Below are 25,719 nucleotides of genomic sequence, written 5' to 3'. Positions count from 1 at the left end.
AGGTTTTTAATTATGGTTATCGAAGTAGGCAATGAACTTAAAGTCATTATGGTTGCTCCCAGAAATATTGGCAAGACCAGTCTTTTAGCAGCAATGCACGAAGAATTTCCTAAGACTTTTGAGCGAGCTAATCTCCAAACTTGGACAACTGACACCAATACAATGCGGGCCATAGAAGAATGCAAAAAAGTTCTCAGGAATGTTGATTGTCGTTTAAAAAAGCAAGTTATTCGTACAAACCCTGAAGATAACCCTCAAAGGGTTAAAGGATTCATCTTTGAAATTGGCAGTACTGGTAAAAAATTCATGAAACTTGATTTCACCGATCCGTCAGGTGAATATTTTACTCCTGACAACTATAAATTAACAGAAGTTCAAAAAAATTATGTTGCGGAAAAACTTAATGAATGTGATGCAATTGTCATTCCCATTGATTCTACTGCTTTGATGGAAACTAAGCGGGGTAGAGTAAAGGATCAAGAAGTTGGCGCTTGGCATGAAGATAAAAATGCTCCATCTCATATTACGCAATTATTAAAAGATGCTTTTTCTAGTGGTAATATTACTTCTCCCCGCCTAATTATTCTTGCACCAGTCAAAAGCGAAAGTTACGTCCGAAATGGACAAGAAGCAGAGAAGTTATTAGAGCATGTGAAACTGGGTTATTCTGCTCTTCTAGATTTTTTAAAATCTGATGACCTGATTGATAAGGTTTCCGTTGTAGTCACTCCTGTACAAACCATTGGCAGTATTGCTTTTGCATACCATAAAGAAAATCAAGACACAGGTGTAATTCAATTTTTCTACCATAAGACTCCTATTAATGCTCCCTATGCTCCGAAGGATGGAGATCAACCTTTACGCTATATTTTACTATTTTTAATCAATATTTATTTGGCAGAAAAAAGAAAAATATTAGATGAAGAGAGAGAAAAATTTGAGCTTTTAAATAAAGAGCTGGATATTAAATCAAAAGAATATGAACGAGCAAAATTTGAATATGAAGAACGGAAAATAAGGCTAGAAAAAAGAAATCGAGTCTGGTGGGGATTTCGTCATGTTGCTAATTTATTTGATGACCGGAAAACCGATTTTGAAATAGCACAATCTCAAGTTAATCGTAGTAATGAGCAAAAAGCTCAAGTGGAAGAAGAGGTGATTTCAGCCAAAATTACCATTGGAGCAACAGAAGAACAAATTAATACTTTTAGCAATGCTCTATTTAAGTTTGCTATTGGTTGTAAAAACACAGACGGTTTTGCCATTCTTCAAGGACATAAATATTTAGACATTCCCCAATCCTTATTTTAAGAGGAAGATTTTCTCATGCTGGACAATATAGACATTTATGTAAAAAGTACGGCGATCGGCATAACGGGCATTCATTGGAGACATGCTAGTGAATCTGATCAGCCTATAGGAACACCAAAAATTGTTCAGGAAAAAATCTGTGACCACAAAGATGGTTTTCCCTTGATGGTGAATGATTTGTTAGATCAAACAAGTCCTTCTCTCTTGGTTTATCGAAGTGGTGGGAAGTTATTGGTGGAAATAGCGGGAATTGAATCGGTCAAAACCTATGGAAGCCATAACGATTCCCAGCTTAGATCCTATGATTTGCTTGCCTTGATTTTTGACGATAATCCAGAAAATGAAAAAATAGTTAGAAAAATTGCCCATGATGCTATTGAAAATATCTTGGGAAACGAAACTTCACTTTTTGAGATGATTAAGTCTTTTGTCAGTTTTTATCAAAAAGAAGAATTTCGAGTAGACTTAGAGTCTATTAAGGCTTACTTAGATAAATTAAATAAAATTAACTTAACAGAAGAAACTCAAACAGTCGAGCAAACAATTGAAATTAGGTCTAACGGCAAGCTTGAGAAATTATCAGAATTAATTTTAAAAAATCCTTTGCCTAAAGAATGGGAATTTAGAGACTACAACAATGATAGACAAGAATTACTAAAGTCTGATAGAGTTTTACTTGTAGTCACAGATAGACTGGAGCAAGAAGATATTTTTTATCATGCTGGGATTTGGCTTGGTTCTGCTTCTAATGTTAAGGAACCTGAAGTAATCAAAGAAATTCAGGGCGTGTCTCAATTACAACAGAATGAAAACGTCAATTCCCAGAGCAGGGCAGAGGAGCGTAAACGGCCAAAAAAGATAAATTTGATAGCCGTGGTGCTGGTACTGACACTGACAATAATTTTGATTTTATTGATCGTACTTCATCCTGTAGTCATAAAGAACTATCAAGATCAAGACCAGAATCCTCCACAGTCAGGATTGACTCAACAAAGTTAACAGATAACATCGTAAATATGCTTGAATTTACAAGAGACAAAGTTGATGAAACAATATCATTGGGAAGAAATTTTTTAGAGAATTTTACTCAATCTTATGGGCAGCTTTATACGTATGGTAATCCAAATAAACAAATAGAAAGAGATTTCCAATTAATACTTGAAAGAGTAAGCAGTGAAACGCTCAGAAAAATCGATATTTTAGTTCAATTTTTAAATCAAGATTTCTATGAACATGATGAGCAATATTCAAAATATACTGAAATCATCGAAAAAATATCTATAAATGAAAACGATATACCAAAAGAAATAAAATCTATTAATCCTAACCCTCTTATAGATCATACAGGTGAACAAATTGCAAAAATAGTCGAATCATTCTCAAGTCTTAGGGAAGAGGAATGTATAAATATAATTAATCTCACAACCTATCTTCTATACTGCAAACAAAAGAAAATAGAAACAGAGGTAATAAAACTTTTTCAAAGTTTAACTGATCGTTTATAGTATTTTAATTAATTCTTTTATATTTAAATCGTTCCAGTTAATTGCCACATTGGCAGTCGCAATTAACTCCCCTTCTAATAAATCTAAATTCAAACAGGAGCCATCTTCAATGGAGCTAAAAAGTAGATTGATTAATTTTAGCTGGCTTTTAGGGAAAGAATAGAAAATGTTTTTGCCCTCAATTTTTACTCCTTCCGGTAGCTTATCATTGGGAATATAACCACCCAAGAATACTTTCCATCCCGCAATCAAGGAACGATAAATTAATGAATCAGTTTCAAATTGAGGATCTTCCAAAAGTCTTAGTTTCCCCTCCACTACATCACCCCTAATGGTTAACTGCTCTGGTGTAAATTTAATTTTGACAGTTACCTTATCATGGATAACTGTAGCAATTAATCCCTCGCTAGGATCAGGCTCTAGATTTGTCAATTTTTCTACTTTATCCGTTGCTTTCTGACAAAGAAATGACACTATTTTAGGCTTTAGAATTACCTGCTTATCGGCAGTATTCAGGATTACATAATCTTCCGCATACTTCTGCAATGATCCTTTAGCTACTTGTCCCAACCTATTGATTAAACCCATAATTGTCTCTTTATTACGCAAAAATTATTGTTGATTGTAATTTACTTTAATACTTATTAAAACCTATATGAAAGAAAAATTAACATGGGTGGCCCTTCCCTCTGCGATTTTAGTCAATATTGGTATTCTCGCCTTTAGCTTTCCTGAATTCTTCAAGCATGAAGGTGGCTATACTGCTTACGGAGGAAATAATGGTTTTATTGTGTTTATTTACAGAGTTTTGCTCTATATCTTCTGGGGTAAATCCCTCGGAATTATCCTAATTATCCTTGGGGCAATTGGTCTTATTTATTTCGTTAAAGAAACTTTCAAAAAAGAAGAGCCAGTTCCTTTAGATGTGCAAGTAAAGCAGGAAATCACTACAAAAGTTTTTTCTGAAACATTCAAGTTAGCCAAAAAGCAAATTAAGAAAAATCAGCAGTGATAAGACTACTTCTGGCTAGGCAAGCAGAACCATAGGCCGCCTCCGACTGAACAGATTTTTGTACCGGAACCTGGAGCAAATTTTGCCGAATGGTTTGCCAAGTTAAATTCTGTGCTCCTCCCCCAGCAGTAAATACCTTTGTTAAGGTTGTTGCTCCCAACTTTTGTAACTTTTCATAACCCTGGGCTTCAATGCGGGCTAAACTTTCCAACAAACCATGTAAAAATGCGGCATCATTCCCTGGTCTAGGTTCCAATCGGGGTAATAAATTAGGGTCATTAATGGGAAATCTTTCCCCCGGTTGCAAAAGGGGATAGTAATCTAAACCACTGGATTGATCGGGATCAATCTGGTTACTTAACGCTGTTAACTGTGCTGACGAAAAATAATGTTGCAACACCGCTCCCCCAGCATTGGAAGCTCCCCCCGTTAACCATAAATCGCCCAAACGATGGCTATAAATGCCGCTGGCTAAATCCGTTACTGGTTTTTCACTTAGTAACTTCAGCACCAGAGTGGAACCCAAGGAAGTGACTGCTTCCCCCGGTTGCGTTGCGCCACTGGCCAAAAAAGCAGCAATGCTGTCCGTGGTGCCGGCACAAACCAAACAATTTTTAGGGAATTTTTCTGCGTTGACAATGCTGGAAGATAACCGGGAAATTGCTCTGCCAGGGGTAGTTACTGGGGGTAAAAGGGCGAACCAAGGAGTATTTTTTAACCAATCAGGATAGGTTGAATTTTGGGTATCGTAGCCCAGCTTGAGGGCATTATGATAGTCACTAACGGGTCTGCCACCATGGAGCAAACTTGCTAACCAATCCGCTTGATGGCAAAAGTAACTAGCCCGCTCAAACTCCGGTTGTTGGGAGTACCAAAGCAGTTTAGCCAGGCTAGAAGTGGCACTTTGCACTAAATGATTCGGCGGCGCTATTTCTGACAATAAATGTTTAACTTCCTTGCCCCGGTCATCGTTATACAACAGAGGCTCCATTAGCCCATTGCCCTGGCTATCCAACAGTAAAACCGTCGAAGAAGTGCCATCAATGGCGATCGTCTGGATTTGACTGCTCAGTTCATCGGGAATTTGATCTAACAGATGAAATAAACTTTCCCGCCAGATGGTAACCAATTGGGGGCCGGGAACCTGGGGAAACGGGACTTTTTCCTGCCAAATTAACTCTTTGTTCTGATCAATTACCGCTGCTCTTGCGCCAGAAGTACCAAAGTCTAAACCCAGGAACAATTTTGCTTGGTTAACTTTCCCCATAGGATTGGCCCAACTGGAAGGCGATCGCCTTGGTTTGCATCATCTTAAAAATGTTATAAAAACCATTGGCCCGGCTGGGGGTCAAGCTCACCTGTAAACCTGTCGCTTCAATGAAATCCGGCGTTAACTCGACAATTTCCTGGGGGGTTAAGCCGTTTAAACCCTGAATTAGTAAGGCCACCAAACCCTTGACCAATTGGGCATCGGAATCCCCCTGGTACATTACTTTGCCATCTTCCAGGTCAGCGGTGATATAAACCTGGGAAACACAACCTTGGACTTTATTAGCGGCAATTTTCCCTTCTTCTGCCATCGGCTCCAGCTTTTTGCCGTACCACAACAACTGCTCATACCGTTTTTTGGGGTCAGTGTGCCGTTGGAAGCGTTCGACAATCTTAGCGAGATTGGGAGGTAAAGTAGCGTTAACCATAACAAGGTTGGGAAAAATAATTGAGAGCCTGTTCATTGGGGTTCGATGCTGGCCCCAGATCAACCCACTAAAGCTCCGGTGACAATGGGCATTATGTAGCTTTTCTCCAGGGTTGGAGCAATCGGTAACTAGTCAAACTTACTCTGGGGCCTTGCCCATTGTATCTATTCCCACTGCTTCACTGATATGGGAAAAGCCCCCAGCCGCTAATTTTTCCCCCAAGCCTTGCAAGATATCGGGGACTACCCAAGGACCGCCATAAATCCAGCCGGTATAAATCTGTAACAAACTGGCCCCTGCTCGAATTTTTTCCCAGGCATCCTCAGCGGTGAAAATCCCCCCCACGCCGATGATGGGAATGGTGCCGCCGGTTTGCTGGTAGATATAGCGGATTACTTCTGTGGCCCGGTCTCGAATGGGTTGACCACTCAGTCCGCCAGCTTCCTCTTCTATGGGTTGACCAGTTTGGGGCAAAATTTTTGTCTTCAACCCCGATCGCCTGGTGCTGGTGTTGGTGGCCACGATGCCTGAGAGGTTATGTTCTTTGACTAGGTCGATAATGACGGCGATCGCCTCCCAGGAGAGATCTGGGGAAATTTTTACCAAAAGGGGTTTTTGCCAATGGTTAGCCGATTGCAAGCCAGCAAAAATGCGGGGCAACTCGTCAGACTCCTGCAAACTGCGTAACCCAGGGGTGTTGGGAGAACTGACATTGACCACAAAATAGTCCGCCACCGGGGCCAAAGTCTGAAAACTAAAAACGTAATCCTCCACCGCTTGGTCCAGGGGAGTAATTTTCGACTTACAAAGATTAATGCCAATGGGAATGGTACGGGGATAGTAGTCCCAAGTGTGTTTTAATTTTGCCGCCATGGCCACGGCCCCCTCATTATTGGCCCCCAAACGGTTTAACACTGCTTGGTCTTGGGGTAAACGAAACAGGCGGGGACGGTCATTCCCTGGTTGGGCGTATTTGGTCACAGCCCCCAATTCCGCAAAACCAAAACCCAGGGCAGGCCAAACAGCGGCCGCCTCTCCTTCTTTATCGCAGCCAGCGGATAGACCGAGCACATTGGGAAAATTTAAGCCCCAACAGGTTTGTTGTAAACGAGGGTCTGCATGGGTAAAAGCTTGCTCTAGTTGCTCCATGGCCACAGCAAAACCATTGCGATGCATGGTATCCACTTTCTTTAAAGTTTGAATAAGCCGTTGATGGCCCCTTTCCGGATCACTTTTAGTTACGGATAAGATCAGGGGATAGAGAGAACGGGCAAAACGCAACATAGGGCGGCAAAAGGGAGTTTTGATAGGGACAGGACTGGTTACTAGATGCCTCCCCAGGGTAAAGGAAAAACCCCTAGGGATCTTGAAGAACGAGGACACCACCGACCCCAAGACAGCCACACCCTTCAAGAATTCTAATCATAACCATCAAAACTATTGGGACTATACTAAGCAGGTAAATTTCATTACAATAATCGGCAAGCTTGCTGAGCTGAGACTCAGTTAATCATTTCAACCCTCCCAGCGGACGGCACCATGACTTCAGGCATTGATCTTCAGAATAGTTTTCTTCAGTCACTCCAGGGTTTTGGCCTGCCCCCAGGATTAGCGAAGCTGTTTTGGATTCCCCTCCCCTCCATTTTGATGATCATCGGAGCGACCGTCGGGGTGTTGGTGGTGGTGTGGCTGGAAAGAAAGATTTCCGCCGCCGCTCAACAAAGGATTGGGCCAGAATACGCAGGTCCTTTAGGGGTGTTACAACCCGTGGCCGATGGCATCAAGCTAGTATTCAAAGAAGATGTAGTACCCGCCAAGGCTGACCCCTGGTTGTTCACCCTTGGCCCTGTACTGGTGGTACTGCCGGTTTTTCTTTCCTATCTCATCGTGCCCTTCGGCCAGAACTTGGTCATTACCAACATTAACATTGGAATTTTTCTCTGGATTGCCCTTTCTAGCATTGCCCCCATTGGCTTATTGATGTCTGGTTATGCTTCCAATAATAAGTATTCCCTTTTGGGGGGTCTCCGGGCGGCAGCCCAGTCCATTAGCTACGAAATTCCCCTTTCCCTGGCCGTGTTGGCGATCGTGATGATGTCCAACAGCCTCAGCACCATCGACATCGTTGATCAACAATCTGGCTACGGCATTTTAGGCTGGAATATTTGGCGGCAACCGGTGGGCTTTATGATTTTCTGGATTGCAGCCTTGGCGGAATGTGAGCGACTACCCTTTGACTTACCGGAAGCTGAAGAGGAATTGGTAGCAGGATATCAAACCGAATATGCTGGGATGAAATTCGCCCTGTTCTACCTTGGCTCCTACGTTAACCTTGTACTTTCTGCCCTGGTATTTTCGGTGCTTTATCTTGGCGGTTGGGACTTTCCCATTCCCCTGGAAAATGTGGCTAATTGGCTGGGGGTTGCCCCTACCACTTCCTGGTTGCAGGTGCTGATGGCGGCCCTCGGTATCACCATGACGGTGCTGAAGTCCTATTTCCTCATCTTCATTGCTATTTTGCTCCGTTGGACAGTGCCCAGGGTGCGTATTGACCAATTGTTAAACTTGGGTTGGAAATTTTTATTGCCCGTTGCCCTAGCAAACCTTCTCATCACTGCCGCCCTGAAATTGACCTTTCCCATGGCCTTTGGCGGTTAGTCCTCTTCCAACAAAGATTAGCTGGGATGTCACTGAAATTTGTCTTAGCCCAGCTTCTAACTTTGGCCGACTTAAACCTTTAATCATTTGCTTATCCCAATCCCAAATCTATGTTTAACAACATTCTCAAACAGGTAGGCGATTACGCTAAAGAGAGCTTGCAAGCGGCTAAGTATATCGGTCAGGGGTTAGCAGTTACCTTCGACCACATGAGTCGCCGGCCCATCACGGTGCAATATCCCTACGAAAAGCTCATTCCCTCAGAACGATTCCGGGGCAGAATTCATTTTGAGTTTGATAAATGTATTGCCTGTGAAGTCTGTGTGCGGGTATGTCCCATTAACTTACCCGTAGTGGATTGGGAATTTAACAAAGCAGTTAAGAAAAAAGAACTCAAACATTACAGCATCGACTTTGGTGTGTGTATTTTCTGCGGTAACTGTGTGGAATACTGCCCCACTAATTGCCTCTCCATGACCGAGGAATATGAATTGGCGGCCTATGATCGCCATGACTTGAACTATGACAACGTGGCTTTGGGAAGGTTACCCTACAAAGTGACTGAAGACCCCATGGTGACTCCCCTGCGAGAACTAGGCTACTTGCCCAAAGGAGTAATAGAACCCCACAATTTACCCAAAGGCAGTCAACGGGCCGGACAACATCCAGAAGATTTGGTGAAAACGGAATAGGTTGATGATTTATTCCTTGGCTTTACCCGTTAAAGTAAACTCGTTGTGAACCGATTTTGCCCTTCCACTATCCGTACCTAGGAGATTAACCACTGTGAATTTAGCTGAAGGTGTTCAGTACATATCCTTCCTAATCCTGGCTTTTTTAGTCATTGGGGCGGCCCTGGGGGTCGTACTGCTCTCTAATATTGTTTATTCTGCCTTCCTATTGGGGGGAGTTTTCCTCAGTATTTCCGGTATTTACATTCTGCTCAATGCGGATTTTGTGGCGGCGGCCCAAGTGCTAGTTTACGTGGGGGCAGTCAGTGTACTTATTCTTTTCGCCATTATGTTGGTCAATAAACGGGAGGATTTTTCCAAAATTCCCGGTCGTTGGCTAAGAAATGTTTCCACTGCTCTGGTATGTACCGGCATCTTTGCCCTGTTGAGCACCATGGTGTTAATCACCCCCTGGCAAATTAATGAAACCGGGCCTTTTGTGGAAAACACCCTAGTCACCATTGGCAAACACTTTTTTAGTGATTACCTTTTGCCCTTTGAGTTAGCTTCCGTTTTACTATTGATGGCCATGGTGGGGGCAATTATTTTGGCCCGTCGGGACTTAATTCCCGAACTGTCCGAGGAAGACAAAACCGCCACTGCCCTGACGTTGCCAGAGCGTCCCCGGGAGTTAACCTCCGCTTCCAAATAGGTGCTGCCTAGGTAGGTTAGTGGAAGCTTGTTCACTCTTGCCGGTTAATTGGGCAAAACTTAAGCAAAAATCTTCCTTTCTAACCTAATTTTATTTACGGTTTTATTCATTAACTCTAGTTAAATTTCCCTTACCCCACTATGCATTTGCAGCTTCAATATTGTTTGATCCTAGCGGCCGCCCTCTTTTGCATTGGCATTTATGGTCTCATCACTAGCCGTAATGCCGTGCGGGTGTTGATGTCCATTGAACTATTGCTCAACGCAGTTAACCTCAACCTGATGGGTTTTTCCAACTATCTTGATCCGAGCAACATTCGGGGTCAAGTGTTTGCCATTTTTGTCATTACCATTGCCGCCGCCGAAGCCGCTGTGGGTCTGGCGATCGTGCTAGCTATTTACCGCAACCGGGAAACAACCGATATGGAACAATTCAATCTCCTGAAGTGGTAGAAAATATCAGTGTTAGAGCGGTATTTCAAAAGTTGATCTTTGGCTGTTTAATTCCCCCTAGCCCTCCTCACTAAAGCTCCGGTTGGAAAGGGGGGAACTGTTATAAAAGTCTCCCTTTTTAAGCCGGAAATTTATGGGGATAAATACTTAGCTTTGCACTTTTCAACCACTTTCTTAGATAACAATAAATAAGCCAAAAGTGGTGCTCTGTTCTCATCCAAAGATTGGTCTGAAAGGGCACCACAAGCTTTTTTAGCCCAACATTTTTAGCCTTTCCTGGAGCATTTGCCTTTGAACAGCGGCGGCATTGAGGGATTCCTTCGCTCCGGCGATCACTTCTTCTGGGGCTTTATTGACAAAACCGGGATTGCTAAGACGTTTTTCGATGCTTTCATATTCTTTGGTCACTTTATCCAAGGTTTTTTGGATTTTATTGCGGAGAATATCCAAATCCACTAGCCCGGATAGGGGAATGAGCACCTGAATTGTATCCACCACACCGGCGATCGCCTGGGTCTGTTCTGGGGCCAGTTGGGGCAAAACTTGGAGATTTTCCACTTTGCCGATGTCCCGGATATAGGTTTCTCCTAGCTGGAGGGTTTGTCGTTCCTGGTCATTTTCACTTTGGAGGATAACCGTGACCATGGCCCCTGGTTTAATGCCAGCTTCTGCCCGGAGATTACGGATGGTGCGGAGAGTTTCAATTAACAGAGCAAACTGAGTTTCCAAAGCTGGGTCAACCAAGGATTGGTTAACCGTTGGGTAGGCCTGCAAAGCCAAAAATTGTCCTTCCGCCCGGTGCAGAGTTTGCCACAGCTCCTCCGTAATATGGGGCATAAAGGGATGGAGCAACTTAATAATGCTGTCCAACGTGTGGGCCAAAACTTGGCGGGCCACCAATTGACGCTGGGTGCCGACGTCTCCCCCTTCCTTATTCCAAAGCCTGGGTTTAGCTAGCTCGATGTACCAATCGCAAAAATCACCCCAGATGAATTCGTACAGGCCCTTGGCCGCTTCCCCTAGGCCGTAACCTTCAATTTGCTCTCGGGTTTGCTGAATAACTTGATTTAAACGGGAGAGAATCCAACGGTCTGCCAATTCTAAATCTTCCCCAGGGGCTAGACCCAATTGTGCAGGGGTTTGACCATCCAGGTTCATCATCACAAACCGGGCCGCATTCCACAGTTTATTGGCAAAGTTACGGGACGCTTCCACCGACTCCGATTCGTCCTTCTGGCGATCGTATTGCAGGCTAATGTCTTGCCCGGCCCCGGCCACTTCCCGAATGAGGGTGTAGCGCAGGGCATCGGTGCCATATTTATTGATCAGTAACAGAGGATCAATGCCGTTATTGGCCGATTTAGACATTTTTTTACCATTTTCATCCCGCACCAAGCCGTGGATATAGACATCCTTAAATGGCATTTGTCCGGTGAAGTGCCCCGCCATCATGGTCATCCTAGCCACCCAGAAAAAGATAATGTCAAAACCCGTTACTAGGGTGCTGGTGGGATAATATTTCGCCAAATCGTCTGTTTGTTCTGGCCAGCCCATGGTGGAAAAAGGCCACAGTCCCGAAGAAAACCAGGTATCCAACACATCGGGATCCTGTTGCAATTGCACCGTCGGGCCATATTCTGCTTCCGCTTTGGCTAAGGCTTCCGTCTCGTCGTAGGTCACAATGAAAGGGGTGTGATCAGTTATGGCCCCATTAGTTTCACTAACCATATACCAAGCGGGAATTTGATGACCCCACCACAATTGCCGGGAAATACACCAATCCTTGAGCTTTACCAACCAATCTCGATAAACCTTACCCCACCGTTCCGGCACAAAATTAGGAGAGTTATCCTCGTCCAAACAGGCCAGGGCATTTTGGGCCAGGCCTTCGATTCTGACAAACCATTGGGTGGATAACAACGGTTCCACGGGCACCTTGCCCCGATCGCCATAGGGTACAGAGTGACGATAGGGTTCAATTTTGACCAGAAAACCCTGGGCTTCTAGGGCTTCCACCACATTTTTGCGGGCTTCAAAGCGGTCTTGGCCAGCAAAAGCCCCACCATTGTCATTCAGGGAACCGTCTTTGTTGAGCAGATTAATAAAAGGTAAATTGTGCCGTTGCCCCATGACAAAATCGTTGGGATCGTGGGCGGGGGTAACCTTCACACAGCCGGTACCAAATTCTGGGTCCACCAACTCGTCGGCCACAATGGGAATTTCCCGGTTCATCAAAGGTAGGGTAATGGTTTTGCCCACCATGGCGGCATAGCGTTCATCGTTGGGATTAACCGCCACCCCCGTATCCCCCAGCATAGTTTCCGGTCGGGTGGTGGCCACTACTACTTCTCCACTGCCGTCGGTGAGGGGATAACGAAAATACCACAGATGACCGTCCACTTCCTGGTTTTCCACCTCCAAATCCGACACCGCTGACTGGGAAGCCGGACACCAATTGACCAGATAATTACCTCGGTAAATTAATCCTTCTTCGTACAACCTAATAAATGCCGTTTTTACCGCTTGGGAAAGTCCTTCATCCATGGTGAACCGCTCCCTGGTCCAGTCCACAGACACTCCCAAACGCCGCAGTTGGTTAACAATGGTACTGCCGGACTCCGCTTTCCATTGCCAGGCCCGTTCCAAAAACTTTTCCCGGCCCAAATCATCCCTCGTTTTCCCCTCCGCTTTTAACTGACGTTCCAAAATGGTTTGCACAGCAATACTGGCATGGTCGGTTCCCGGTAACCAGAGGGTATTGTCCCCCCGCATGCGGTGATAACGAACCAGAGTATCTATTAAAGAACTCTCAAAAGCGTGGCCCATATGCAAACTACCTGTCACATTGGGGGGCGGAATCACCACGCAATAGGGTTCCCCTGGGCGATCGGGATCGGCTTTAAAGGCATGACTTTCTTCCCACGCTGTTTGCCATTTGGCTTCGGTGACGGTGGGTTCATATTGGGGCGGCAGGGAAGTGGTCATGGGAGGGAGTTTACTGTTAGGCCTTCATCATTTTGCCATAGGTTAGCAAAGGGAATGGGGGCAGTAATTTTAGGGCAGGGGAGATTTTTTGTCGGCGATTTTCTGCAATTTGATCTGAGAAGTTACGATGGTAGTTTACGCCAGTCCTACTTTTGGGCAAGGTTTTTGGTTACCTTTGCCATCCCGTCGAGCACCTCATTACTTTATTTCTCCTATGACACATTCTCTGCGGTGGGTTAATGCTCTTTCTACCAGACCATCCCTGGAGAGGGCATTGGATGAGGCGATCGCCAAGGTAGGGGGTCAGGGACAATGGGACTTAGCGATTATTTTCCTCTCCTCCAGCTTTGCCAGCGATGCGGCTCGGTTAATGCCCCTAGTGCAAGAAAAGTTATCGGTGCCCAATTTAATCGGTTGCTTGGGGGGCGGCATTATTGGCATGGAAAACAATGCCACAGTGCAGGAAGTGGAAGGGGAAGTGGCATTGAGCTTAACGGTGGCCCAATTACCAGGGGTGACGGTGACGCCATTCTATGTCCATGGGGAAGGAATGCCAGATTTGGATGCACCGCCCCAAAGTTGGGTGGATTTAATGGGGGTTGATCCGGCCAGTGGCGCAGATTTTATTATTCTGGCGGATCCGATGACCGGGGGCATCACAGACTTTTTAGCCGGGTTGGATTTTGCCTATCCCCAAGCAACAAAAGTGGGTGGCTTAGCCAGTGGGGAAAATGTGGCCATGGGGGGCAGTTTATTTTTGCAATCTTCCGATCATCCTGCTGGCCGTTATGGAGATGGTTTTATCGGCGTAGCCTTAGCGGGCAATATTCGCCTCGGTAGTGTGGTGGCCCAGGGCTGTCGGCCCATCGGCGAACCCTTTGTGGTTAACCAGGGGGAGAGAAATATCATTACAGAAATCCAAGGCAAGGATGCGGACAGTGGCACGGTGGTGTTGGAAACGCCCCTGGCTAGCCTGCAGAAACTGATTCCCACCCTGAGTCCTAAAGATCAGGAATTGGCCCAAAGTTCTCTATTTGTGGGAGTGGCCAGCGATGAATTCAAATTAACTCTGCAACCGGGGGATTTTTTGATTCGCAATTTGTTGGGGGTGGATCCCCGCCAAGGGGCGATCGCCATTGGAGACCGGGTGAGAAAGGGGCAAAGGTTGCAATTCCATTTACGGGACCGGGAAACTTCTGCCGACGACTTACAAATTTTGTTGCGCCATTACACCGAAGGAGAGGCCAATCAATCTTCCTCCACGGCGATCGGGGCATTGATGTTTTCCTGTTTGGGCAGAGGCTATGGCCTGTATGGTACCCCCAATTTTGATAGCCAAGTTTTTCATCAATATTTTCCCGGGGTAGCTCTGGGAGGTTTCTTTTGCAATGGCGAAATTGGCCAGGTGGGAGCCCAAACCTTTTTACACGGTTACACTTCCGCCTTTGCCATTGTCCACAGAGCTAGTTAAATAAACGGCGATCGCCATTTGTTTACTTATATTCTGGTGCCGTCAAATAATTCCCGATGAGGGCAAGCTATGATCGGAGTTAGCGCTAATCCAGAGAAACTAGGATTCACTATGGAGACTGTCAATGTTGACCAAATAGAAATCAATCTTCCTGAGCTTTTGTACAGTATCAAACCAGGGGAAGAAGTCATCGTTGCCGACCAGGGCATTCCCATTGCTAAATTGGTTCCCCTGCAAAGGCAAAAATCTGCGGATCGATGCTCTAGCTTAGGGCTAGATCGAGGGTTATTTGTAGTACCAGATGACTTTAACGATCCGTTGCCAAATGATATTTGGCCATTATCTTGAGAAGGATTAACGTGAAACTTTTGTTGGATACTCAGTGCTGGTTATGGTGGTTTACTGAGCCGGAAAAATTGAACGAAGACGCAATTTCCCAGATCATAGATGAGACAAACGAAATATGGCTTTCTGTTGCTAGTATTTGGGAAATGTCAATTAAGACTTCCATCGGTAAACTGCCCTTGCCAGAAAATATTGACGACTACATTCTCAGTCGCATGGTGAAATTGGGTGCTGAGTTCCTGGACATTAAAACCCGCCATGCCCTGCAAGTTGCGACATTACCCCTACATCACCGTGATCCGTTTGATAGAATTATCATTGCCCAGGCACAAACAGAAAATATGCTGCTGATTAGTGCAGATTCAATGTTTAAAAATTATGGAGTGTCTTTGCTATGGGCGGGAGTATAGTTTAGAGTCGATCGCCAAAGAGAATGGTACCCAAGCGGATCATGGTAGCTCCGGCGGCAATGGCTTCTGGGTAATCTCCGGACATGCCCATGGATAGTTCCGTTAATGACAGGCTAGATTGTTGGTTGATGGCTGTGGCTAGATTTTTTAGTTCCCCAAAGGTTAGTTGGCGATCGCCAGGGGAAAGACCGAGGGGTAAAATAGTCATTAAGCCGCAAATTTTTAGATTTTTCAATAGCTCCAGTTGGGGCAAATCTAGCTTTAATTCTTCCCTTGTCCAACCGGATTTATTCTCGTCCGGCAGTAACTTGATTTGTAATAATCCCTGGGAAAATTTGTTCAACTCCTCGGCAATGCGGTCTAGTTTGACGGCGATCGCCAAATTATCAACGGAATGAATATAGGTGAAATTTTCCACCACTTTGCGGGCCTTGTTACTCTGTAAACGCCCGATAAAATGCCAGTTAATGTCGGTGTAGCTTGCTAAAGCTTCAATTTTTGGTAAAGCTTCTTGGATGCGACTTTCGGCAAAATCCCGGATGCCCGCTCCGTAGGCCGCTTCGATGTCGGCGATCGCCTTGGTTTTGGTTACCGCCACCAACCGTACACTGGGGGGGAGGGTAGCGATAATTTCTGAGTAAACGCTGGGGGAAAACATGGGCAAGTTAACGGAAATCGAGGCCTGTTGACTAGATCCTACGGTGGATTGGGGGAAAGGTGCTTAACCGAACTAACCCCGACGGTTATCCCACTCAGGCAATTCTTAACATCTCGTTACAATTAATTCATGTTAAGCCTCAGTTTAGGGGGGCAGTTTATGAACAACAATATCCGCGTCGGCAGTCTGTTTGGCATTCCTTTTTACGTCAACCCATCCTGGTTTTTAATTTTAGGATTGGTGACCCTGAGCTATGGCCAAGACTTAGCCCGCTTTCCCCAACTTTCCGGCGGCACACCCTGGATTTTGGGGTTAATTACAGCTTTACTCCTCTTTGCTTCCGTTGTTGCCCACGAGTTGGGCCATAGTTTGGTCGCCCTAGCCCAGGGCATCGAAGTTAAATCCATCACCCTCTTTCTCTTTGGTGGTCTAGCGAGTTTAGAAAAGGAATCCAACACTCCTTGGCAAGCTTTTGCCGTGGCGATCGCCGGGCCTGCGGTGAGTTTAGTGCTCTTTTTGGGTTTAACCATAGTTGGTACCCAAATCCCCCTACCTGTGCCGGGGCAGGCCATCATTGGTTTATTGGGCATGATCAACCTCGCCCTGGCATTGTTTAACCTCATTCCTGGTTTGCCTTTGGACGGCGGCAATGTGCTCAAATCCATTGTGTGGCAAATCACAGGCAATCAAAACAAGGGTATTCTCATCGCCAGTCGGGTGGGTCAAGGTTTCGGTTGGTTGGCGATCGCCATTGGTAGCTTAGGTATTTTAAATATTCTGCCCATCGGTAGCTTCTGGACCATTTTGATCGGTTGGTTCCTGTTGCAAAATGCTGGTTCCTCCGCCCGCAATGCCCAAGTTAAAGATCAAATGGAAGCCTTTACTGCTCAAGATGCGGTTATTCCCAACAGCCCCATTATTCCCGCCGGGTTAAATATTCGGGAATTTGCTAACGATTATGTAATTGGCAAAACCCCCTGGCGACGGTTCTTGGTTATCGGTGCCGACAATCAACTGTTAGGTGTACTGGCTACGGAAGACATCAAACACGTCCCCACTTCCGATTGGCCCCATGTCACGGTAGATAGTTTGATGCAGTATCCCCAACAGATGGTCACCGTTAACGCCAACCAGTCTTTGTTTGAAGTGGCCCAGTTGTTAGACCAACAAAAACTGTCGGAACTTTTGGTGGTGCAACCTTCAGGAGAAGTGGTGGGATTATTGGAAAAAGCTTCCATTATTAAGTGTCTGCAAACTTCCGCCGCCTAGAAAATCTAGTTCCCCCCAGAATTGGGAAATTAGGGGGGCATTACAAACAGATTTTCAACATCAAAGGATTGAGATTGAGCAACCATAGCTTTTTCTCAATCTTTTTTAATGCCAGAATAGGGGATTATCTGGTGTTACCCAACGGGGTAAAATTAAGGCCAAGTTTTACTCTTCTCTGGAATAGGATCTTTCCCATGACCGTTGCCGCCCACCCTGCTTTTTGCCAAGGAATTCGCTTTTTCGGTGAAAACCTGCCGGATTTTGATCGTTATGGCCAGGAAACGGCGATCGCCAGTGGGGCAAAGGCCATCAGTTCTGCCAGTGATCCCCAGGCGGTGTATCAAACTTTGTTGGCGGCGGATGCCCTCAGATATTTAACTCTGCAAACCACAGCCAGTAAAGAATCCGGTCACCCCGGCGGTTTTGCCAGCATTGCGGAGGCAATCGCTGCTCTGGTCATGTTGGGCTACAAAAATACGGTGACGGAAGTGGGTCACCATGCCCCCGGTTTTTACAGCACCATGTTTTTGGATCGTTCCCTGGAAGCCATGGGGATTAATAATGTCCAAGACCTTGGCGATCGGTTCCGGGAAATGCACGGCCTATTGGGCCACCTCTCAGGGCAAATCCCAGGCTTATTAGCTCCAGCAGGCCCCCTGGGTCAAGGTCAACATTTCGCCATGGCCGGAGCAAAACTTTATCCCGGCGTTTTATTTCCCGTAACTATCGGAGATGGCGGTCTGGGGGAACCCTACATCATGAGTAGTTTTGGCCATTTCCACACGGCCTATCCCCAGATAACAAACTTTTTGCCCATTTTGGTCTGGAACGGTTTTAGCCAAGAACACCACAGCATGGTTTCCACCCAGAGCAATGAAGCCATGGTTAACTACTGGCAGGGCAACGGTTTTAAAAATGTCATTCTGGTCAACGCCAAAGATTTTGACGACAGCAATCAAGCGGGGGATTTTGTTGAGAGCACCAAGTTTTCTTTCCAACAACGGTTAGCTTTTACCCAGGCAGTGTTGGAAGCCACCGACAAAGCGGCCCAGGCGGCCCTTGGTGGTACGTTAACGGTTCTGATTGTCAAACAACTCAAAGGAGCGGGAGTCCACAAATCTGGGGCCAAATCCCACAACCTCTATCCCGGCGACAGTTTAGATAAAGATTATATTGTCAGTGCTTTGCAAGAACGGGCTCTATCCCCCGAAGCTTGGCAATTGGTGCGGACCAATTTTGAACGTTCCCATGGAGGCCCCGCCTCCCAAACCGTGGTGACGGAATCCGTTTTACCTTTAGCGGATCTGGGTACTCTGCCCCTGAAGGAGTTTGCCCTAGAAGATAAACAGGTAGCCACCACCGCCATGGGAGAATTGGTGGTCCATGTGGGCAAACAGGATTCAAACTTTGTGGTTACCAACGCCGACGGTAACGCCGCTTCTGGGATCAATAACATTAACGTAGGGCTAAAAATTGTCCATCCCACGGTGGATGAAGATTATTTCCAACAACCCAACGGCCAAGTTTACGAACCCCTGAGCGAAGATGCCTGTGCTGGCCTGGCCGCCGCCCAATCTTTGTTTGGAGGCCGTACCCTCTGGTGTTCCTACGAGTCCTTTGCTATTAACGGTTTGCCCATTTGGCAGACGGTGACCCAGGCCATGGCGGAACTACGTCGTCCCACCCCTTCCACCATCACCCTGTTTACAGCGGGAGCGTTGGAACAAGGGCGCAACGGTTGGACTCACCAACGGCCGGAAATTGAGAATTATTTTGCAGCCATGATGCGTAATGGCAATATTTTTCCCCTTTTCCCCTGTGATGCCAACGGTATTCAGGTTTGCTATGACTGGGCGTTAACCACCAGCAACAAAGGAATTCCCATCACCGCCAGTAAGTCTCCTTTGCCCATCCGCACTACCTTTGAGCAAAATCGTGAAGGGCTAGAAAAAGGCGGCATTTTATTGCACAGCAGTACAGGCTCTAAAACCATTGTTTTTGCAGTAATTGGCGATATGACTCTAATTCCCGTGTTGGAAGCGGCCAGTCAATTGGAAAGTGAAGGCTACGGAGTGAAAGTGGTTTCGGTAATTAATCCCCGACGCTTGTACCGTCCCCATGATGTGCAATGGCAGGATTGTTCCGAAGCGGACGGTGGCTTTTTGAGCGATGCTGAATTTGCCGAACTGTTTGGTGGCGATGCGTTAATTGGGGTAACGGGTGGCAGTGGAGCCATGTTGGAACCAGTTTTACTCCGCAGTGCTAGCCCCAGGGATCTATTTGCTTGGAAACGGGGGGAAACCACCGCCAGCGCTGGACAGTTGATGGCCTATAACGGCCTAACTGCCCAGGCCCTTGGCGATCGGGCCAAGGCATTGTTGCCCTAGGCTTAGCCATTCTTGTCAGAGTTATCCTAATTCCAGGCTGAGTTGCACAAACGGTTGATGTTGCTCCTCTGCCCTGGGGGAACTCTGTAATTTTTTCCAGTATTCCGCCATCCACTGTTCTGAACTGCCGGGACATTGGCGATCGCCTTGGAGCCAAGCTTGAAAGACCTTTTCCCGGCCATCCTGGGGACAGGTGATTTGATAAATTCGCACTCGTTTTTTTTCTACAGTTTTCGTACGGGTTAATTGGATCCCAAAGCCCAGCTTTTCCAGAAAACGACGGACAATGGTGATGGGGCTAGCATTTTTGGCTAAACCAATGCCCACTACCGTTTTAATATCATCCCGGTTAGCCAAGGCTAATTTACCCAGGGCGATTAAGTCCTCATCCAGGGCACACAACTCCCGTTGGGGATGGGCCAGCAGAATGGGAATGCCAATAATGTCGTAGGTACCGATGATGGCCCCCAATTGGGAACCATTAAAGTCCGGGAGAAAGAGACTGCCTTGCCCTTGATCCAATAGTAAACGGGCAATTTTGGCATCCCGATCGCCAAGGAATGGCCGGCCTACGGTGAGGAAGTAATGCCAACGCAGTTTTTGATACCAATTTTGGTCATCTTTTTGCACCAGATCCGCCGTCACAGGAATACCGTAGCGTTGGGCCAGTTCGTAGCGCCGTAACCGTTGCCGTTCGTGGCTATTTTTCACTAGCCTTTTCTTCAACTGTTGATATTCCAATTCTTTTAGAGGTTTAGCGTCGGCGATCGCCTGGCAGTCGGCAAGGTAATTTTGTTCCCGCACCGCTTCAATGGCCTGTTGCAAAGGCTGAGGAGCGACCGTACTGAGGGGGTGATCGGGATCGCTGGGTGGAACAGGCAAAGACGGTAAAGCCGGGGGCGGCCCCAACAACTGATGGCCTTCCTGGTGCAAAAGCCCAAGAATGGATTCCCGATAATTGACCATGGCCAGGTTGATCCGCACCGCCATTTTGGCCCAGCAGAGCAAAGATTCCGCCTGGAAACCGGTGTCTAAATCATCCAAATTATCCAGATCCGATTGTTGCAAAAGCCGGATATTAACCTCCGTCAAACGATGGCCCGCAGTGAGGAACTTACTAATGGCTGTAGCTCCATTGCCCACTTGGTTAAAGCCATAGCTAGCGGCCCAGAGGTAACGGGGAATATTTTGGCGAATACGACCAAGGGATTGACAAACGGAAGTGGCGGTTTGGATGCCCTGGGCAATGCCCCACACGGAAGTGAAATGATTTTTTAGGTCAATGCTGACCCCGGTTTCCACCGCCGGACTACTCAGCACAATGTCATAGTCGGCCAACACCTGGTTGAGGTTGGTCAAACTGCCATGGGCAGGATGGTGGGGATCGGATAGGGATTCGGCATCAATGCGTAAAATGCGGCGATCGGGAAACTGCTTTTTCAAGTAGGCTTCCAGATTGCGGGTGCCCCAGGCACTGGTAAGCTTTTGGGCTGAGAGACAGACGAAAGGTTTACCGCCCTCCCGAATGTGATGCAACAGTTGTTTGACCAATTGCTTAGGGTCATTTTCACCAAAGTGATAGATGGGCCAAGCCTCCTGTGCTCCCGGTTGCCAATGGTTACGGATCACGTAGGGTTGGAGGGGAATGCCACTCAAGCTGATCAAATAATCGAGGGAAACATCGGTTAAATCCGCATCGGCCACATAAATTTGTCCTTCTCCCTCTAGGCTATGTTGCAAAAGTTGCTTGAGGTTACGGAGAATGGCGACCCGCTGACGACGGCAGGTATCAGAATTCAGTCCATGCCAGAGCACCTGCTCCACTTCATCAATAATAATTAGGCAATCTTGCCACTGTTCCGGGTCAAACTGGGCTTGGGAATGGCCATGGAGGGAGTCGATGCAAAGACCAAAACCCCTTTGGCGAGCTAGGGGGGAACTAGATAAATCCCCCACATAGGGCAACTGAAAACGGTGGCAGAGTTCCTGCACTAAACGAATGCGGTGGCCAATGACCAACACTGGTCTGTGTTCGGCCTGGGCTTGGCGGACAATGCGAGCGAGAAATTCCGTTTTGCCGGTGCCCTTTGGCGATCGTAGGGCAATTAATTTTTCTTCAGCGGGAATGGTCAGGGCCGGTAAATAGCGAGCTTCCACTTCCATCCCCCGGCTATGGGTAAGGCGATTGAGCCGATGGGCTTTCCAGATTTCCAGCGGTAGGGCTTTAGCGACCAACTGTTGCAGATAATCACTGCCTTGGTGGGCAATCAAGTCGTCAATACCTTTGCCTAGACCATGGTCCCATTGCAGCACTTTGACTTCACAGCCCTGGCGACTGAACAAATAACCCAACCGTTGAATGGCCAGATTCACCTGCTGGATAGTTTTTGGTTTACTGTCTTGATCGAAAGCGATCAGAATTTGTCTACCGGGAGTGGCTAATTTTCCCAAAGCGGGAATTAATTGGCATTTGCCGATCCGTTGCCCCTGGTCATCCCTAGGAGTGCGGTAACCGTTATGGACTCCTGGTAAGGCGATCGCCCCGTAACCGGCCGTGAGTAAAGCACCCGCCTTTTTTGCCCCTTCTGTGATTACCAGAGGAATTTCCGGATGGCCCATCAACCATTGCCAAAAACCTAAATCAGGCTGGTCGGGGTCTTGATCCTCCTCTGTCAGGACTACCCCAGCTTTGGCAGCAATCCTTTCCCAAAGATGGAGGGGCACCCGCAGGGCAAAAATTCCCGTGGGGGTTTTGGGAGGATGCTCATATTTAATGGTCTTACTGCTTTCCCCATCCTGTCTGGGGCGATCGGGCTTAAAGCACCCCCATAGATCTTTTTCCCCAGACAGTAAATCAATGCCAGAACACCACCAGCCCCCCGAGGCCACGTGGGCATAACGTTTCATTAAACCGTCACTAACTCGGCCGTCATTACGGCGCTGGAGCGCTTCAGCATAAAGCAAATGTTGGGCGGGGGCATCCCCTAAAAGGGGAGTGACATTGAGGCGGGTTAGTTGGTCGTCTACACAACTTTGCCGCCATTCTTGCAAGTGATTCATGCTGCCATCGGTCTTGCCGGAACAAGACTCCATATCTAGTGTGCGGGGAGTCTCATTGTAGGGGCAAAACACTAAATATGGTAGCGGCTAAAAAGTTGAAATTCTGGCGATTTATGCCCACTGACGGCATAGAGCTCGATTTGTTTCTGCGGAACTTAATCTTAGTCCAGTTTTCGCCCTGGCGATCGCCGAATTGGGTTGAATACCCAGAAAGAAAACCGTGTACAGTTAAGCAAAGGTTTTGGTATCAAACTATGGCAAGCTTTACCGTTACAAATCTTAACGATTCTGGTGCTGGTTCCCTACGACAAGCAATTTTGGATGCCAACCTCAATCCCGGTGCTGACGAAATTACCTTTGACGTTAACGGCTCCATTAATTTGCTTTCAGCCCTGCCGGATATCATCGACACTTTAGCTATAGATGGCACCACTGCCCCCGGTTTCAACGGCAGTCCCCTAGTAGCAATTAATTTCAACAATAATTCTGGTCTTAAATTCACTACTTTCAATGGCAATGGTGCCGCCGGGTCCCAGATCCTCGGTCTGGCGGTCATCAATAGTAGTACTAACGGAATTACCATTGAAGTTGATAACATCACCATTCAAGGTAACTATATTGGTGTAGATTTAGATGGGCAAACCGCCAGGGGAAACCAGGGAGATGGTATTTTTCTCGGTAATCAAACAGGTCAACATTTAATTGGTACCACTAGCAGTGCCAGCGGCCAATTTCAGCTCTCCAATGTAATTTCTGGCAACCTAGGCAATGGTATCCGTTTAGCGGGTTCGTATAACAATCGGATTTCGATGAACTACATCGGCACTGATGTAACCGGACAAATTAAATTGGGCAATGGACTTAATGGCATTCTCGTTACCCAGGGTTCTAGTAATAACCTCATCGGTGGTTTTGAAACCGGGGGTAATAATCCCGTAGATGCTGGGCCCTTTGGGGACGGAGCTCCCGTTAAATTTGTAGTACCTCCCCAGGGAAATTTAATTTCTGGTAACACCGGCAATGGTGTTTTAATTGACCAACAATCGGAATCCAACACCCTAGCGGGGAACTTTATTGGCACTGTGGCTGATGGTAATTCTGCTTTGGGAAATGGAGCCGATGGCGTTGCCATTAACGAAGCCGATAACAACTTCTTACTTGGAACAACTGTTAACCAAAATCCTTTTGTTTTCTACAATGTTATCAGTGGTAATGGCGTCAATGGTCTGCGGGTCACTAATGCCGATAATATTACTATCCATGCCAATTTTTTGGGGGTTGGAGCTAATAATGCCACCATTGTTAGTAATGGTTTAAATGGCTTGGTGGTGGAGGGAAATTCCACCAATACCACCCTGGGAGGAATAATTCCCCTGGGCAATGTAATTGCAGGCAATACTCTCAACGGGGTGGAAGTTAAAGATGAAGTTAGCGGCTTTATTTCCTTCAATACTTTTGGCGGTTTATTTGCCTTCAGCACGGCAGCACCAAACGGGCAAGATGGAATTTTAATTACTTCCACTGGCGGAAACAATACCATCCGCACCAATGTATTTTCCGGTAATATCGGCAATGGCATTCACCTCACAGGAAACGCTACGGGGGTAACCATTGATCCTAATGTTGTGGGAGCTAGTACTTTTGGCGATAGTGCATTGCCCAATGGATGCCATGGTGTTTTACTCAGTGGTAATGCTAACAACAATTTCATTGGTGGTTTTGAGAATCAAACTCCCTCAGTTATCCCGCGCAATTTATTTTCTGCCAATGGTGGTTATGGTTTAGTCATTGCTGATCAAGCTAATAATAATACTGTGATTAATTCCCAATTGGGAGGAGGATTTAATACCGACCTTCCCCTTGGTAATGGTTTGGGAGGATTGTTAATTACCGGTCAAGCTTTTAACAATATTATCGGCGGTTTTCCCACTGCTGGAGTCTCCGATGACCCCCAGGCGATCGCCAGAAATAATAATGGCTCCGGTTTTGTCCTAAGCACAACAGGTATTGGTAATCAATTCATCAGTAACCTAGCGGAAAATAATGGTGGTGGCGGGTTTACTGTAATTGGTAGTAATGGCAACACATTAGTGGGTAATGAATCCTTAACTAATGACGGTTATGGCTACAGTTTTCTCAATAGTCCCTTCCCAAGCAACACATTTGATAATAATCAAGGGGTAGATAATAATTTAGGCGAAACTCAAGTTGCCAATGGCTGGATTAATGGTTTAGTTAGTCAAGCAGTGGGGGCCAATAGTTTTTCCCTCACCCAGACCACCGATTTAACCGTGGCCCGTACCGATAGTACTGTGGGCACCTTTACCTTTGGTTTAACCAATGGTACCTTTAGCCTCACCTTGCTCAACGAGGCCCAAGCTAGTAGTGCTAATGCTTTAACTGTAGGCAAAGTTTATTCCGATGACCCTAGCAGTAATTGGTTCACTTCCGAAGGGCAAGCCTTTGGTACCACTGCAGTGCAATCTATTGAGACTGGCACCTGGACTCCTTTTGCCCAGGATAGTGGGGGTAATCAATTGGCCTTGACCAGCTTGTTAGTGGAAGGAAACAATGCCACAGCTACCTTTACCGGGGGAATAACTGCTAGTTTTAGTTTACCCAATACAGGTACTAATACTAATTTTGTTGAGCAGTCGACACCCCTCACTGTCCGTCGCCTAGCGGGCAACGAAAATGGGCTAGCTTTCTACCGCACCGATGATTTAACTGGGGCAGTCAATGGGCTTTTACCGGGACAGAGTGGCTACTTAGCCGCAGCTTTTACCCAGGCTCAAAATGAAGGTTTAGTCTTCTCTGCCGCCCAATTGCCGGCTTTTCAGGGTAGTCAGGAGTTTGCTTTAGGATTGGATGCCACTGCCAACTACGGCATTCTATTGTTACCCCAAGACAATATTAACTCTGCCTTTAGTTCTTACTCTGCTGCTAATACTGGAAGTGTGGCCCAGTTTCAAACCTTTGGCAGTATCGGTGGCAGACTCACCATTGGCATTGAAGATATTGCCGTTAATTCTGGCCTATCAGACCGGGATTACAATGACCTAATTTTAACTCTAGCCGCCGGTAACATTGGTGGTATTTAGAGCATAGGTAAAGGT

The 25,719-nt window shown here is 46.5% G+C and carries 21 protein-coding genes; 14 read left to right on the top strand and 7 right to left on the bottom strand.

Annotation, left to right across the window (positions count from 1 at the left end; genetic code table 11):
• The first annotated feature begins 12 nt into the window (after positions 1 to 12).
• The 3 genes from BWK47_RS15010 to BWK47_RS15000 are packed head-to-tail and all read left to right on the top strand — an operon-like array spanning position 13 to position 2,816.
• The gene (locus BWK47_RS15010) at positions 13 to 1,311 is read left to right on the top strand and encodes a TRAFAC clade GTPase domain-containing protein (protein WP_162329271.1); all 1,299 of its coding nucleotides are present in this window, start codon (positions 13 to 15) and stop codon (positions 1,309 to 1,311) included.
• Positions 1,312 to 1,326: 15 nt separating this feature from the next.
• Entirely contained in the window at positions 1,327 to 2,310 is a 984-nt protein-coding gene (locus BWK47_RS15005; RefSeq protein ID WP_162329270.1) for a hypothetical protein, read from the top strand.
• Between the two features lie 17 nt (positions 2,311 to 2,327).
• Positions 2,328 to 2,816 carry a hypothetical protein gene (locus tag BWK47_RS15000; protein WP_162329269.1) on the top strand — a complete coding sequence of 163 codons (489 nt, stop codon included), beginning with the start codon at positions 2,328 to 2,330 and terminating at the stop codon, positions 2,814 to 2,816.
• Here BWK47_RS15000 and BWK47_RS14995 read toward each other — a convergent pair.
• Positions 2,811 to 3,425, bottom strand: coding sequence for a hypothetical protein (locus BWK47_RS14995; protein WP_204250422.1), 615 nt, complete (start codon positions 3,423 to 3,425; stop codon positions 2,811 to 2,813). The two genes, BWK47_RS15000 and BWK47_RS14995, sit on opposite strands and share 6 nt — an antisense overlap.
• 46 nt (positions 3,426 to 3,471) lie before the next feature.
• Between BWK47_RS14995 and BWK47_RS14990 the strand changes: the two genes are divergently transcribed.
• The gene (locus tag BWK47_RS14990; RefSeq protein WP_162329268.1) at positions 3,472 to 3,828 is read left to right on the top strand and encodes a hypothetical protein; all 357 of its coding nucleotides are present in this window, start codon (positions 3,472 to 3,474) and stop codon (positions 3,826 to 3,828) included.
• Here BWK47_RS14990 and BWK47_RS14985 read toward each other — a convergent pair.
• The 3 genes from BWK47_RS14985 to BWK47_RS14975 all read right to left on the bottom strand — a co-directional run bounded on the left by BWK47_RS14985 (position 3,809) and on the right by BWK47_RS14975 (position 6,809).
• Positions 3,809 to 5,095: an FGGY-family carbohydrate kinase gene (locus BWK47_RS14985; protein WP_162329267.1), complete on the bottom strand. Its 1,287-nt coding sequence runs from the start codon at positions 5,093 to 5,095 to the stop codon at positions 3,809 to 3,811. The genes BWK47_RS14990 and BWK47_RS14985 overlap by 20 nt on opposite strands.
• Complete coding sequence (locus tag BWK47_RS14980; protein ID WP_162329266.1) at positions 5,082 to 5,561, bottom strand: SufE family protein; 480 nt, start codon at positions 5,559 to 5,561, stop codon at positions 5,082 to 5,084. The genes BWK47_RS14985 and BWK47_RS14980 overlap by 14 nt, the downstream gene beginning before the upstream one ends.
• Before the next feature lie 102 nt (positions 5,562 to 5,663).
• Positions 5,664 to 6,809, bottom strand: a complete 1,146-nt coding sequence (locus tag BWK47_RS14975; protein ID WP_162329265.1) for a quinone-dependent dihydroorotate dehydrogenase — start codon at positions 6,807 to 6,809, stop codon at positions 5,664 to 5,666.
• Between the two features lie 255 nt (positions 6,810 to 7,064).
• Here BWK47_RS14975 and nuoH point away from each other — a divergent pair, with 255 nt between their 5' ends.
• From nuoH to nuoK, 4 genes are all read left to right on the top strand, one after another.
• The gene (gene nuoH, locus BWK47_RS14970) at positions 7,065 to 8,183 is read left to right on the top strand and encodes an NADH-quinone oxidoreductase subunit NuoH (RefSeq protein ID WP_162329264.1); all 1,119 of its coding nucleotides are present in this window, start codon (positions 7,065 to 7,067) and stop codon (positions 8,181 to 8,183) included.
• A 110-nt stretch (positions 8,184 to 8,293) separates the two neighbouring features.
• Positions 8,294 to 8,875 carry an NAD(P)H-quinone oxidoreductase subunit I gene (gene ndhI / locus BWK47_RS14965; protein WP_162329263.1) on the top strand — a complete coding sequence of 194 codons (582 nt, stop codon included), beginning with the start codon at positions 8,294 to 8,296 and terminating at the stop codon, positions 8,873 to 8,875.
• Between the two features lie 94 nt (positions 8,876 to 8,969).
• Complete coding sequence (locus BWK47_RS14960; RefSeq protein ID WP_162329262.1) at positions 8,970 to 9,566, top strand: NADH-quinone oxidoreductase subunit J; 597 nt, start codon at positions 8,970 to 8,972, stop codon at positions 9,564 to 9,566.
• A gap of 146 nt (positions 9,567 to 9,712) precedes the next feature.
• Positions 9,713 to 10,018, top strand: a complete 306-nt coding sequence (nuoK, locus tag BWK47_RS14955) for an NADH-quinone oxidoreductase subunit NuoK (protein ID WP_197525966.1) — start codon at positions 9,713 to 9,715, stop codon at positions 10,016 to 10,018.
• Positions 10,019 to 10,270: 252 nt separating this feature from the next.
• Here the strand turns inward: nuoK and valS are convergent, their stop codons facing one another.
• Positions 10,271 to 13,003 carry a valine--tRNA ligase gene (gene valS / locus BWK47_RS14950; protein ID WP_162329261.1) on the bottom strand — a complete coding sequence of 911 codons (2,733 nt, stop codon included), beginning with the start codon at positions 13,001 to 13,003 and terminating at the stop codon, positions 10,271 to 10,273.
• Positions 13,004 to 13,130: 127 nt separating this feature from the next.
• Between valS and BWK47_RS14945 the strand changes: the two genes are divergently transcribed.
• The 3 genes from BWK47_RS14945 to BWK47_RS14935 all read left to right on the top strand — a co-directional run bounded on the left by BWK47_RS14945 (position 13,131) and on the right by BWK47_RS14935 (position 15,229).
• On the top strand, positions 13,131 to 14,474 hold the full coding sequence (locus BWK47_RS14945) for an FIST signal transduction protein (protein ID WP_162329260.1): 1,344 nt from the start codon (positions 13,131 to 13,133) through the stop codon (positions 14,472 to 14,474).
• Positions 14,475 to 14,585: 111 nt separating this feature from the next.
• Entirely contained in the window at positions 14,586 to 14,822 is a 237-nt protein-coding gene (locus BWK47_RS14940; protein ID WP_237269677.1) for a type II toxin-antitoxin system Phd/YefM family antitoxin, read from the top strand.
• Between the two features lie 11 nt (positions 14,823 to 14,833).
• Positions 14,834 to 15,229, top strand: a complete 396-nt coding sequence (locus tag BWK47_RS14935) for a type II toxin-antitoxin system VapC family toxin (RefSeq protein ID WP_010874101.1) — start codon at positions 14,834 to 14,836, stop codon at positions 15,227 to 15,229.
• Position 15,230: 1 nt separating this feature from the next.
• Here the strand turns inward: BWK47_RS14935 and BWK47_RS14930 are convergent, their stop codons facing one another.
• Positions 15,231 to 15,887, bottom strand: coding sequence for a YggS family pyridoxal phosphate-dependent enzyme (locus BWK47_RS14930; RefSeq protein ID WP_162329258.1), 657 nt, complete (start codon positions 15,885 to 15,887; stop codon positions 15,231 to 15,233).
• 129 nt (positions 15,888 to 16,016) lie between these two features.
• Here BWK47_RS14930 and BWK47_RS14925 point away from each other — a divergent pair, with 129 nt between their 5' ends.
• Both BWK47_RS14925 and BWK47_RS14920 read left to right on the top strand, forming a co-directional pair.
• A complete protein-coding gene (locus BWK47_RS14925; protein WP_162329257.1) occupies positions 16,017 to 17,156 on the top strand; it encodes a site-2 protease family protein in 1,140 nt (379 codons plus the stop codon).
• 194 nt (positions 17,157 to 17,350) lie between these two features.
• The gene (locus BWK47_RS14920) at positions 17,351 to 19,543 is read left to right on the top strand and encodes a phosphoketolase family protein (protein WP_162329256.1); all 2,193 of its coding nucleotides are present in this window, start codon (positions 17,351 to 17,353) and stop codon (positions 19,541 to 19,543) included.
• 21 nt (positions 19,544 to 19,564) lie between these two features.
• On the opposite strand, the gene BWK47_RS14915 is transcribed toward BWK47_RS14920, so the two are convergent.
• Positions 19,565 to 22,603, bottom strand: coding sequence for a plasmid replication protein, CyRepA1 family (locus tag BWK47_RS14915; protein ID WP_237269676.1), 3,039 nt, complete (start codon positions 22,601 to 22,603; stop codon positions 19,565 to 19,567).
• 254 nt (positions 22,604 to 22,857) lie between these two features.
• Between BWK47_RS14915 and BWK47_RS14910 the strand changes: the two genes are divergently transcribed.
• Positions 22,858 to 25,704, top strand: coding sequence for a beta strand repeat-containing protein (locus BWK47_RS14910; protein WP_162329254.1), 2,847 nt, complete (start codon positions 22,858 to 22,860; stop codon positions 25,702 to 25,704).
• Positions 25,705 to 25,719 lie beyond the last annotated feature (15 nt).

The organism is Synechocystis sp. CACIAM 05, from assembly GCF_010222815.1.
Classification (GTDB): domain Bacteria; phylum Cyanobacteriota; class Cyanobacteriia; order Cyanobacteriales; family Microcystaceae; genus Synechocystis.
The sequence above is the reverse complement of the archived record's forward strand: the minus strand, read 5'-3'. Positions and strand labels throughout refer to the sequence as shown.

What these genes read in the sequence shown, in the direction of transcription:
- BWK47_RS15010 (WP_162329271.1), top strand. Translation starts at nt 13, where the DNA reads ATGGTTATCGAAGTAGGCAATGAACTTAAAGTCATTATGGTTGCTCCC.
- BWK47_RS15005 (WP_162329270.1), top strand. Translation starts at nt 1,327, where the DNA reads ATGCTGGACAATATAGACATTTATGTAAAAAGTACGGCGATCGGCATA.
- BWK47_RS15000 (WP_162329269.1), top strand. Translation starts at nt 2,328, where the DNA reads ATGCTTGAATTTACAAGAGACAAAGTTGATGAAACAATATCATTGGGA.
- BWK47_RS14990 (WP_162329268.1), top strand. Translation starts at nt 3,472, where the DNA reads ATGAAAGAAAAATTAACATGGGTGGCCCTTCCCTCTGCGATTTTAGTC.
- BWK47_RS14985 (WP_162329267.1), bottom strand. Translation starts at nt 5,095, where the DNA reads ATGGGGAAAGTTAACCAAGCAAAATTGTTCCTGGGTTTAGACTTTGGT.
- BWK47_RS14980 (WP_162329266.1), bottom strand. Translation starts at nt 5,561, where the DNA reads ATGAACAGGCTCTCAATTATTTTTCCCAACCTTGTTATGGTTAACGCT.
- BWK47_RS14975 (WP_162329265.1), bottom strand. Translation starts at nt 6,809, where the DNA reads ATGTTGCGTTTTGCCCGTTCTCTCTATCCCCTGATCTTATCCGTAACT.
- nuoH (WP_162329264.1), top strand. Translation starts at nt 7,065, where the DNA reads ATGACTTCAGGCATTGATCTTCAGAATAGTTTTCTTCAGTCACTCCAG.
- ndhI (WP_162329263.1), top strand. Translation starts at nt 8,294, where the DNA reads ATGTTTAACAACATTCTCAAACAGGTAGGCGATTACGCTAAAGAGAGC.
- valS (WP_162329261.1), bottom strand. Translation starts at nt 13,003, where the DNA reads ATGACCACTTCCCTGCCGCCCCAATATGAACCCACCGTCACCGAAGCC.
- BWK47_RS14945 (WP_162329260.1), top strand. Translation starts at nt 13,131, where the DNA reads ATGGTAGTTTACGCCAGTCCTACTTTTGGGCAAGGTTTTTGGTTACCT.
- BWK47_RS14940 (WP_237269677.1), top strand. Translation starts at nt 14,586, where the DNA reads ATGGAGACTGTCAATGTTGACCAAATAGAAATCAATCTTCCTGAGCTT.
- BWK47_RS14930 (WP_162329258.1), bottom strand. Translation starts at nt 15,887, where the DNA reads ATGTTTTCCCCCAGCGTTTACTCAGAAATTATCGCTACCCTCCCCCCC.
- BWK47_RS14925 (WP_162329257.1), top strand. Translation starts at nt 16,017, where the DNA reads ATGTTAAGCCTCAGTTTAGGGGGGCAGTTTATGAACAACAATATCCGC.
- BWK47_RS14920 (WP_162329256.1), top strand. Translation starts at nt 17,351, where the DNA reads ATGACCGTTGCCGCCCACCCTGCTTTTTGCCAAGGAATTCGCTTTTTC.
- BWK47_RS14915 (WP_237269676.1), bottom strand. Translation starts at nt 22,603, where the DNA reads ATGAATCACTTGCAAGAATGGCGGCAAAGTTGTGTAGACGACCAACTA.
- BWK47_RS14910 (WP_162329254.1), top strand. Translation starts at nt 22,858, where the DNA reads ATGGCAAGCTTTACCGTTACAAATCTTAACGATTCTGGTGCTGGTTCC.